The 9,467-nt window shown below is 64.9% G+C and carries 12 protein-coding genes and 1 pseudogene; 3 read left to right on the top strand and 10 right to left on the bottom strand.

Annotated elements, in window-relative coordinates; translation table 11 throughout:
- Together P4U43_RS16620 and P4U43_RS16615 are read left to right on the top strand one after the other, a co-directional pair.
- Positions 1-526 (top strand): annotated as a pseudogene (locus P4U43_RS16620) (hypothetical protein); the annotation flags it as partial.
- Between the two features lie 36 nt (positions 527-562).
- The gene (locus P4U43_RS16615; RefSeq protein WP_277359722.1) at positions 563-1,570 is read left to right on the top strand and encodes a phosphotransferase; all 1,008 of its coding nucleotides are present in this window, start codon (positions 563-565) and stop codon (positions 1,568-1,570) included.
- Between the two features lie 5 nt (positions 1,571-1,575).
- On the opposite strand, the gene P4U43_RS16610 is transcribed toward P4U43_RS16615, so the two are convergent.
- From P4U43_RS16610 to P4U43_RS16570, 9 genes are all read right to left on the bottom strand, one after another.
- Positions 1,576-2,037, bottom strand: coding sequence for a MarR family winged helix-turn-helix transcriptional regulator (locus tag P4U43_RS16610; RefSeq protein ID WP_277359725.1), 462 nt, complete (start codon positions 2,035-2,037; stop codon positions 1,576-1,578).
- Between the two features lie 8 nt (positions 2,038-2,045).
- Positions 2,046-2,264, bottom strand: coding sequence for a hypothetical protein (locus P4U43_RS16605; protein ID WP_277359721.1), 219 nt, complete (start codon positions 2,262-2,264; stop codon positions 2,046-2,048).
- Positions 2,265-2,332: 68 nt separating this feature from the next.
- Complete coding sequence (locus tag P4U43_RS16600) at positions 2,333-3,106, bottom strand: glycerophosphodiester phosphodiesterase family protein (RefSeq protein ID WP_277359720.1); 774 nt, start codon at positions 3,104-3,106, stop codon at positions 2,333-2,335.
- Positions 3,107-3,112: 6 nt separating this feature from the next.
- Positions 3,113-3,919 (bottom strand): HAD family hydrolase, encoded by an 807-nt coding sequence (locus tag P4U43_RS16595; RefSeq protein ID WP_277359719.1) that lies wholly within the window; start codon positions 3,917-3,919, stop codon positions 3,113-3,115.
- 69 nt (positions 3,920-3,988) lie between these two features.
- Positions 3,989-4,216 carry a zinc-ribbon domain-containing protein gene (locus tag P4U43_RS16590; protein WP_277359718.1) on the bottom strand — a complete coding sequence of 76 codons (228 nt, stop codon included), beginning with the start codon at positions 4,214-4,216 and terminating at the stop codon, positions 3,989-3,991.
- Between the two features lie 30 nt (positions 4,217-4,246).
- On the bottom strand, positions 4,247-4,774 hold the full coding sequence (locus P4U43_RS16585) for a YbhB/YbcL family Raf kinase inhibitor-like protein (RefSeq protein ID WP_277359717.1): 528 nt from the start codon (positions 4,772-4,774) through the stop codon (positions 4,247-4,249).
- Positions 4,771-5,700, bottom strand: coding sequence for a carbohydrate kinase family protein (locus P4U43_RS16580; protein WP_277359716.1), 930 nt, complete (start codon positions 5,698-5,700; stop codon positions 4,771-4,773). Before P4U43_RS16580 ends, P4U43_RS16585 begins: the two co-directional genes overlap by 4 nt.
- Positions 5,701-5,716: 16 nt before the next feature.
- Positions 5,717-6,181, bottom strand: a complete 465-nt coding sequence (locus tag P4U43_RS16575; protein ID WP_056545709.1) for a PGPGW domain-containing protein — start codon at positions 6,179-6,181, stop codon at positions 5,717-5,719.
- A gap of 54 nt (positions 6,182-6,235) precedes the next feature.
- Positions 6,236-6,991, bottom strand: a complete 756-nt coding sequence (locus tag P4U43_RS16570) for an alpha/beta hydrolase family protein (protein ID WP_277359724.1) — start codon at positions 6,989-6,991, stop codon at positions 6,236-6,238.
- A gap of 175 nt (positions 6,992-7,166) precedes the next feature.
- Here P4U43_RS16570 and P4U43_RS16565 point away from each other — a divergent pair, with 175 nt between their 5' ends.
- On the top strand, positions 7,167-8,255 hold the full coding sequence (locus tag P4U43_RS16565) for a GTP pyrophosphokinase (RefSeq protein WP_277359715.1): 1,089 nt from the start codon (positions 7,167-7,169) through the stop codon (positions 8,253-8,255).
- Positions 8,256-8,262: 7 nt separating this feature from the next.
- Here the strand turns inward: P4U43_RS16565 and P4U43_RS16560 are convergent.
- Positions 8,263-9,467: cytochrome b/b6 domain-containing protein (locus tag P4U43_RS16560; protein ID WP_277359714.1), on the bottom strand; the 1,205-nt coding region annotated here is incomplete at its 5' end.

The raw sequence follows: 9,467 nt of genomic DNA, 5'->3' as shown, positions 1-9,467 counted from the left end.
CGAGGCACTCCATGCGGCGCTCGAAGCCGGCGAGGACTCCATCCGCTGGGCTGCCCTGGGAACCGCAGGCGCCGCCACGCTGAGTGCCGAGCTCATGACATCCATCGACTCGGGACGGGCAACGCTGGCCACGCTGGAGCAGGAAACCACCCGGCTCAAGGCAGCGGAAGATGAGGCAGCGAGACAGGCAGCTGAAGCGGCGAAGCGTGAAGCGGAGCGGGTGGCAGCCGAAGCCGAAGCACGTCGCCTTGTTGCCGAAGAAGCAGCAGCAGCGGCCGCACAAGCTGAGACTGCGCGCCTGGCCGCCGAGGCAGCGGCTGCGGCTGAAGCTGAGAGGATCCGGAATCTTCCGGCTCCTTATGTACCTCCGGCTCCGGCACCAGCGCCATACGTACCACCGGCACCCGCACCCTACGTCCCACCGGCACCCGCTCCAGCGCCGCCGGCCGAGCAGAATCCGTATCCCGGTTATAACGGACCGCGTTGCTACGCACCGGGAGGCAAGACCTGGAAACCGTGCCCGTAAGGCACGCCGAACCGGCGAGGGTGACACAATAATCCGGTGAACTCGCCCGCCCGCCACCCGACCGAGCTGTGGAAAAGCTCCGCCTGGCAGTCCCAGGCGGAGTCGTGGGTGTCGCAGGTCCTCGCTACGTTCAACATTGAGCAGACCGGCCCGGTGAGCGAGCCGAGGATCCGCTTCTGGTCGGTGCAGCTGACCATTCCGACGGACCACGGGAAGCTCTGGTTCAAGGAGAACAATCCCGGACAGTTCCAGGAGGCATCCATTGTGGCGGCTCTGGCGGAGATCGCCCCGGACCGCGTTGTCACTCCGCTGGCCATCGAGCCGACCAGGGGCTGGCTGATCTCCCCGGACCACGGAGCCACGCTCGCCACTCTCGCATCGACGGACTACGCGCTGTGGGCGCGCGTGGTCGCCGATTTCGCTGAGCTGCAGCAGCAGACGGCCCAGCACGGGCAACGGTTGACCGATGCGGGACTGGCTTCGCTGGATCCAGCAATCGCAGGCAACTTCGTCAGCAACCAGCTCCTCCTCCACGCAGGGCTGCCCGAGGAGCACCCGCTGCATTTGAACGCGGAGCAGGCGGACAGCATCTACGCCAGCGTTCCTGCGATCGAGAGCGCCGCGGCACAGCTGAACACCCTCGGCGTACCGCTGTCACTGGAGCACAACGACCTCCACCCGAACAACGCCTTCATCCCGGGCTCAAGCACGGATCCGCTACGGTTCTTCGACTTCGGCGACTCGTACTGGGCGCATCCGTTCAGCTCGCTCTACGTTCCCCTTGGCGTGATGAAGGAGAACTGGGAAACCGGGTACGACGACGCCCGCATTCGGCGCGTATTCAGCGCCTACCTTGAGCGGTGGACCAGCTACGCGCCGCTCCCTGAGCTGCGGAAGGCGCTGGAGCCCGCGCTGCAGCTGGGCCGGCTGAACAGGTATGCCTCCTGGCTGCGGCTGCTGATCCACGCCGACGATGAATCGATGCTCACCTACGGTCCGCACGCCCTGCAGTACCTGCGAACGATCACCGACCCGGTTCTTTAGAACCCTCAGGCGCCCTGCGCCGCGGCGATCACTTCGCCCATCATCCGGTTCAGGTCCTCGGCCTGCTCTCGGGACAAGCCGAGCTTTTCCATCATTGTGCCCGGCACGGACAGCGCCCGCTTGCGCAACGAACGCCCCTCGACGGTCAGCCCGACAGCGAGGGCGCGCTCATTGCCGACCACCCGTTCCCTCGTCACAAGTCCGTTGGCTTCCAGGCGCTTCAACATTGGTGAAAGCGTTGCCGGTTCCATGGCGAGCGCGTCGCTGATTTCACGGACGGTCCGCGGGCTGTGCTCCCACAGGGCGAGCATGACGAGGTACTGCGGATGGGTGAGGTTGAGCTCCTCCAGCACGGGCCGGTACGCACCGATGACGCTTCGTGAGGCAACCGACAGGGCGAAGCACAACTGCCGCTCAAGAAGCAGGTCGTTGTCCTGGGACGGTTCCCGCGAAGACAACCGCACCATCGAATCGGTCACTTGTCCCCATCCTCGCGCTTCACCAGGTACGTGGAGCCGTCAGCGTTCCGGACAACGTCCCACTGCTGCAACTCCTGTTGGCGTTGCTGGTGTGCTGCGCCGTCCGCGTACTTGACCGGGCCCTCCAGCCCACCCTGGTCAGCAGGCCCGAAGAACATTCTCAACTTGCCCGTAGCCTTCATGAACCGTTGCGACAACGGCTTCCTGTCCGCCATTCCTGAGCCTCTCTCGCCGTGGACAGCAACTGCCCACAAAGAAGCATAGCGAGCTAATTGTTAGTGCCCTAATTAACGCGCGGCCAGTGTCCCCGCCCGCGCATCACCGCGGCCAACATATCCGCACGGTCCGACACCAGGCCGCTGACCCCGAGGTCCAGCAAGGCCTCCATTTCCGGCCGCTCATTGATGGTCCACACGTGGACCGGTATCCCCGCAGCCGCACAGCGTCGAACAAAGCCGGCGGTGACCACCGGGATGCCGCGGTAGTGCCGGGGGACCTGCAGGCAATCGACCCGTGCCAGCCGCGCGGCCCGCCCGGCGAGTCCCAGCGGCGACACCACCTTGAGGAGTGCGTTTACTGCCATTCCTGCGGACGACGCCGTTGGCCGGCTCAGTCGGCGAAGAACCCTCAGACGACGCCGGTCGGAGAATGATGCGACCAGCACGCGGTCATGCGCGCCCGCCTGCTCGACCACATCCACAAATGGCTGCACCGAGGCGTCATCCTTGATGTCTACGTTCAGCCGCGCGTCCGGCCACCGCTCAAGCACCTCGGCCAGCGTGGGGATCGGTTCAACGCCGCGAACCCGCACGGAACTCAACTCCGCCAGGGAGTGATCCGCGAGGAGGCCCACACCGTCGGTCACACGCTCAAGGCGCTCATCGTGGAAAACCATGACGACGCCGTCGCTCGTGGTGCGCACGTCGATCTCCAGATAGCGGAAACCGAGCTCCAGAGCCGCCTCCATCGCGATCAGCGTGTTCTCAAGGCCCTCCGGCGAGAAGCCACGGTGGGAGAGCGCAAGTGGACCGTCGGAATCAAAGTACGGCTTGGCCACGGCGGCTCAGGCCGACTTCAGCGCGGCCAGCCGCTCCTCGAGGACCTGGGCCACGCCGTCGTCGTCGAAGGCTGGTGCGCGAAGATTCGCGGCAGAGAGCGCGTCGGGGTGACCGGAGGCCATGGCGTAACCGTGGCCGGCCCAGCCCAGCATCTGGATGTCGTTCGGCATATCACCGAAAGCGATGACATCCCCCTGATCGACGCCGAGCTGCGCCGCGTACCTGGCAAGCGTGACTGACTTGTTGATCCCAGGAACGCTCATCTCAAGAAGCGGGACGCTGGGCGCCGAGTGTGTGGTGGCGACAAGGTGTTCAACTGCCGGGCCCACGCCGTGCAGGAATTCGTCAGGCGTGATGTCCCGTTCCCGGGCGAGGAACTTGATGACACCCGAGCCGTCAAGTGACTCCCGAAGAGGCCGTGGCTCGGCGGCGCCGAGCAGCTCAACGGAGCCCGGATCCGCAAACCCCGGTTCGATGAGGAAACTGTCCACCGTTTCGGCAGCGAACCGCACCGCCGGGTAGAGCTTCCGGATGATGTCCTGGGCTTCGAAAATGCTCTCACCGTCAAGGAGGTGTGAATCGAGGACTTCCTCGCGTCCAAGATCATAGGTCAGCGCTCCATTGGAGCAGATGACGGTCCCCTTGAAACCAAGATCCCGCAGTGGCTGAAGCCAACGCGGCGGGCGCCCGGTCACGAAAACCACCTCGATGCCGGCATCCAGGCATGCTTCAAACGCGCGAACGGTCCGCTCCGAAATCCGGCCGTCGTGGCCGACGATCGTGCCGTCCATGTCGCTGGCAACCAAACGCATGCGCAAACTCCTAGCCTGGGTAAGTATCCAGCCTACCCAAGAAGCCAGCCTCACCGATGCGCGGTGAACCTAGGCGAGCGCGTTCTTCTCGCTCTTCGACAGCTCGGCCGTGACGCCACAGTAGGCGCAGGTCCGCAGGTACCGACGGCGGGTAGTGAAGAGCGGGATGAAGAACAGCGTGAACTTCGAAGCCCGTTCATCAACCCGCTGGGAAGCGTGCTGGCCGCAGTTGGGGCACACCGCCTGCCTGCGGAACAGTTCCTTCACGGCGGTCTTGAATCCAAACAGAATCAGCATGCCGGGCCTCCCTGTAAATCGTGTGCGAATCTACTGTTCGTAGGTGCCAACGATACGCGCGCGCCCAAGGGTGTGGGAGAAGAGATTGAAGCCGAGGTAGGCATTCGAGGCCTCTGCCGGGATGTCCAGCTGCTCCACATCCACCGCGTGCACCACCACGTGATAGTGGTGCACACCGTGTCCCGCCGGAGGTGCCGCCCCCACAAAACCAGGGAAGCCGCCGTCGTTCTTCAACTGCACGGCACCCTCAGGCAGGCCGGCGCCGTCTTCGGTACCGGCGCCGGCAGGCAGCGACGTGGTGCCCACAGGAATGTTGAACACGGCCCAGTGCCAGAATCCGCTGGCGGTGGGAGCGTCTGGATCATAAACCGTGACGGCGAAGCTTTGAGTTTCCTCAGGGAATCCGCTCCAGCTCAGCTGCGGTGACACATCATGCCCGCCTGCACCCATTCGACCCGACGCCTGCAGCGCATCGAGGGGCTGGTAGTCGGCGATATCACTGCTGGTCAGCTCGAACGATGGAACTTCTGGAAGGTCTGCGTAAGGATCGCGGGTCATGCGTACACTCCTTGTGCTCTAAGTTCAGCTCTGGTGGGCGGATTGGCGCCGGCACGTGACACGGTTACTGCCGCAGCGGCGGCGGCGAAGGCGAGGACGCCCTGCATCTGCTCAACGGACAGGGCGCGCAACTCATTCCGCCGCTGCCCGCCGTCCAGTTCCCGGTCCACCAGGGCGCTGAGCAACGCCGCCATGAAGGAGTCACCTGCGCCGACAGTGTCCACCACGGAAGTTGCCGGCGCCGGAACCTCACACTCCCCGCGGTCCACAACCGCCCACGGCCCCTTGGAACCACGCGTGACTACGACGACGGCGGGGCCCAGTTCCAGCCACCGGCGCGCCGATTCCCGGTGGTCCTGTTCCGGATACAACCACTCGAGATCCTCGTCCGACGCCTTGACCACGTCTGCGAGCGCGACAAACTTCTCAGCCTGCGCCCGCGCGTAGTCGGCGTCCGTGATGATGGTCGGCCGGCAGTTCGGGTCGTAACTGACGGTTGCGAGAGGCCGCGCATGCTGGATCGCTGCCAATACATCGTGCGCTCCGGGAGCCAGCATCGATGCGATGGAGCCGGTGTGGACCAGGGTGGTTCCGTTAAACAGGTCTTCCTGGGCGGCGAGGTCAGGTAATTCCCAGGAGAGGTTGAAGGTGTAGGTCGCTCCCCCTGCGGGATCGAGTCTCGCTGATGCCACGCTGGTCGGGTAGGAGTCCGCGGGCAGCGGCACAAGCACTGAATTGTCGGCAAGGTGCTGGTGGATGCGGCGGCCGAACTCGTCATCCCCGAATCGGCCCAAAAACTGCGCCGAATGCCCCAGGCGCGCCAGCCCCACAGCCACGTTGAGCGGGCTGCCACCAACGTGCGCACGCGGAGGTGCGGTGTCGCTGAGAACTTCGTCGATGAGGGCTTCGCCGATTACTGTGAGCACCGTCCCAACCTAGCATTTACGATGCAGCCGGTTGTCGGCGCGGACGCCTTCGAAAGCGACGGATGCTGTAGACAAGCAGCGTAAGCGCAATGATGGCGGAGAGCACGAGGCTCAGCCCGGCACCCCAGCCGCCGAAGAGCCACCAGTCATCGTTGAACGGCCACCATCCGGGAGCGGGAGGCTGGAGCATCCAAAGGATTCCCAGCGCCATGAAGCCGAAAGCGCTCACCGCACTGACCGCTATCCGCGGCCAGGTCTTCACACCGATCCGCGCGGCTTTGTAGGCCTGCTTCTTGATGGGGTGCAGCTTGCGCTCAGCCCACTCATACTGCTGGGACAGGACAGCAAGCCCGCCGACCAGCATCAGGAGACCCGGACCCGGCAACACCAACGCAGCTAATCCGAGCACCACCAGGGTCCAGCCGAGAATTTCCAGGCCGGTGCGGTGGGCAGCCCGGTGGAACCGGGATCGCGCGCTCATTGGTGCAGGATCCCACACTTCCCTGAATTCCCCATTAACGGTTCCCTACCGCAGCTATCCGAGACGCTCAACGGCTGCGATCACCTGCAGCCAGGCGTCCGTGCCGGGGGTGATCATCGCGAAGTGGTCTCCGGGAATCTGCACCAGTTCAGCCGTCCCACCTGCGGCCAGAGCCGCAGCGACATACGACTCCGACTGGGTGAGCGGGACGGTTGTGTCATTCTCCCCGTGGAGGGCCAGCACCGGCACCGAAAGCGGAATCGCCGTCATGGGATCAGCGAGGCGGTACTTCTTCCCGTCGCGTTCACCCAGGAAGTCCTGCACAGCTCCGTTGCCCAGCCGCTCCTCGTGGGCACGCTGCAGGTTCAGCACACCGGACTGACTCACGACGCCGGTGATCGGCACCGCTGGCGCCCCGCCTCCCGGCGCATCCTCCGGCAGCAAGAACCGCCCGGCTGCCCACACCGCAAGGTGACCGCCCGCGGAGTGACCGAGCGCCGTCGTCGTGCTGGTGTCCAGGCTGTGCTCTTGCGCCGCGGAGGCGATCAGGTCGATTCCCGCAGCGACGTCCTCGAAGGTCTGCGGCCAGCCGCCGCCGTTGCCGACGCGCCGGTACTCGAGGTTCCAGCATGCATAACCGCGTGAGGCGAGGTCCTCGGCGAGCGGTACCCCAAGCTCGAGGGTGTACCGGCTGCGCCAGAATCCACCGTGAATAATGACGACGACACCGGGCCTCGGTTGTCCCTGCGGGAGGTAAAGCTCGGCGAACTGCTGCGCATCGTTGCCATAGGTGTAGCGCTGGGGTGCCATGGCTTCCTTGCTCGTTGTCCTGTCCGCAGGTTCCGCGGAGGGCTTCGGTTTGCAGCCGGCGAGTGCTGCCGCGCCCAGCGCAGCAGCAGCTGCAGCCCCACTGAGGACTGCGCGTCGTGGGAGGCCGGTCACTTTCACCAGCGTAGCCGCTGTCAGTGCAGGGTGTTTAGATGGGTTGGTGAGTGCATGGGATGAGTTGGATGAGAGGCTGCGGCCGGCCGTCGAGGAAAGTGTCCGCGAGTATGAGCGCGTCCGGCCGGCGCTTGAGGCTGTCACAGCCGATTCTCGCGAGAGGATCGAGAACATTTTCGTCGGCACGGAACTCCGGCCGCTCTTCGTCACGGCACGTACCAAAACCATCGAGTCCTTCCGGGACAAGGCCTCAAGGATGCTCGCTGACAGTGATGGACCGCCCAGCCTGGTCTTCCCCGACCCGCTGCGGAACCTGACGGACCTCGTGGGCGTCCGCGTCATCACCACGCTTCCCCATGAGGTTGATACCGCAGCCAACCTGATCAAGCGCCAGCGCAACGAGTTTGACTGCCGTGGTGACCGCGAAAAGGACATTGGTTCCATTGAATCCGGCACTTACGGCTATTCCAGCCGGCACCTGATCCTGCGGACCATCCAGAACGACGCCGTCCGCGCCTACCAGCAGCTGCTCGGTTCCGATTCAGGCAGCTATCTGTTCGAGACCCAGATCCGCACCGTTCTGGCGCACGCCTGGTCGGAGATCGAGCATGACATCCGGTTCAAATCCTTCAATCCGAAGGCGTGGAGCCCCTACTTCGACCGGCAGTTCACCGCCACGGCAGCCATGCTTGAGAGCGTCGAATCAACGTTTGCGGACCTGCATTCGCGTTACCAGAAGGTCACCGGTTTCTGGGAGCCCGAGGGTGAGGGCGGTGTCGAACTCACACCGGACCGCATCCGCGAGGTGTGGCAGACCCTGCTGCCGCACGTGGACCGCAAGTCTGATGATGACTGGCGCTGGGCGGCCGAGCTGCTGGCCGCCCACGGGCTGACCACGACGACGGCCCTCGCCTCCCTGCTGCAGGCGGACACCATCACGTCGGTTCGGCGGGCGCTCGATCACCGCTATTCGCCGGGTCCCGACCGCCTGCTCGACGACGTTCTGCTCTGGAACTACGGCGAGCGGCATATCGAGCTGACGGCGGATCCCTCGTCCGAGACCGGGGCATCCCGCCGCGACAGCCTCGTCCGGCGGTTCCGCCAGATCCGCACGTTCCGCTCGCGCTCCTAACGCCGGCTCAGCGGGAGCTGACTTTTCCGAACAGTCCCGCGACGGGTGCCAGCACAATGGGCCGCGCTGCAATCCAGGCGCCGATGACCAGCAGCAGCGACACTAAGAAAATCCAGAAGCCGGCCCAGTTCACCGCATCCTGACCGCCATACATGTGGTTGAGGTTGCGCAGTGCGCCGGTCGCGAATACGAGCGCCACGTGGCCGATGATGAAGACCACGAAGTAGAGCATCACCGGGAAGTGGACGGCACGTGCCCACTCCAACGGGTAGGCCCTGTTCAGCGCTTTGGCATCCTTGGGCCAGATTCCCGACATGCGTGCCCCGCTGATGGCTGCCAACGGTGCGGCGATGAAAATGGTGACGAAGTACGCGAGCATCTGAAGGCTGTTGTAGTTCACCCAGCCGTTCTCCGTGGGCCAGTCCAGCGAAACGTACTGGATGAAAGCCGACAGTGCGTTCGGGAAGACCTCCCAGGTGGTGGGCACCAGCCGCGCCCAGTGGCCGGTGACAAAAAGCAGCACCACAAAGACCACACCATTCAGGAGCCACAGGATATCGAGCGCCTGATGGAACCACAGGTTGATGCTGATCTTTCCGTCGCCGCCCTTCGACCATCTCGGCGTCCAATACCCCGGCGGCCGCGTCTGACTGCGGACCTGCAGGCCGGAGCGGATGATGAGGACGATCAGGAAGAAGTTGAAGAAGTGCTGCCACTGCACCCACGCGGGGAAGCCCTGCTCGGTGCCGGCAGGCAGGGGCGTCTCACCCGGGTACGCCTGCAGGAAGTCCTGCATGAAGCCGAGCGTGACAAGCCAGCGCGTGAAGAACACGGCGGCCAGCGCGACCACCAGGAGTCCCAGCGCGCCGAGAAGCAGCTTGGTTGTGCGGCTGCGTGGCTTCCTGGCTTTCGCCTCCTCGGCGGGCCCCGGTTCCATTGCTGCCCGCGCTGGAGCCTCGGTCTCCTGCTGAGCTGGAGCCTCCTCCGGTGCGGAAACTTCCGCATGCTTGCGGGGAGCTTCGCTGCTGGCTGGTTGGCTCGCTGCGACGACTGGGTTCTCCGCGGCGACCGGGCTCTCCGGGGCGGCATCCGACGCAACGACGACGGCGGTCTCTGGCTCTACCCGACCACTTCTACCGGCAGCTTTCAGCCGCGTGTCCAGATCGGGTCCGGCTGGGGCGTCATGACGTCTATTCTCCTGCCCGGCGACTT

Origin of the sequence: Arthrobacter vasquezii (genome assembly GCF_029455255.1) — a bacterium.
In the GTDB taxonomy this organism is placed as follows: Bacteria; Actinomycetota; Actinomycetes; order Actinomycetales; family Micrococcaceae; genus Arthrobacter_D; species Arthrobacter_D parietis.
The sequence above is the reverse complement of the archived record's forward strand: the minus strand, read 5'-3'. Positions and strand labels throughout refer to the sequence as shown.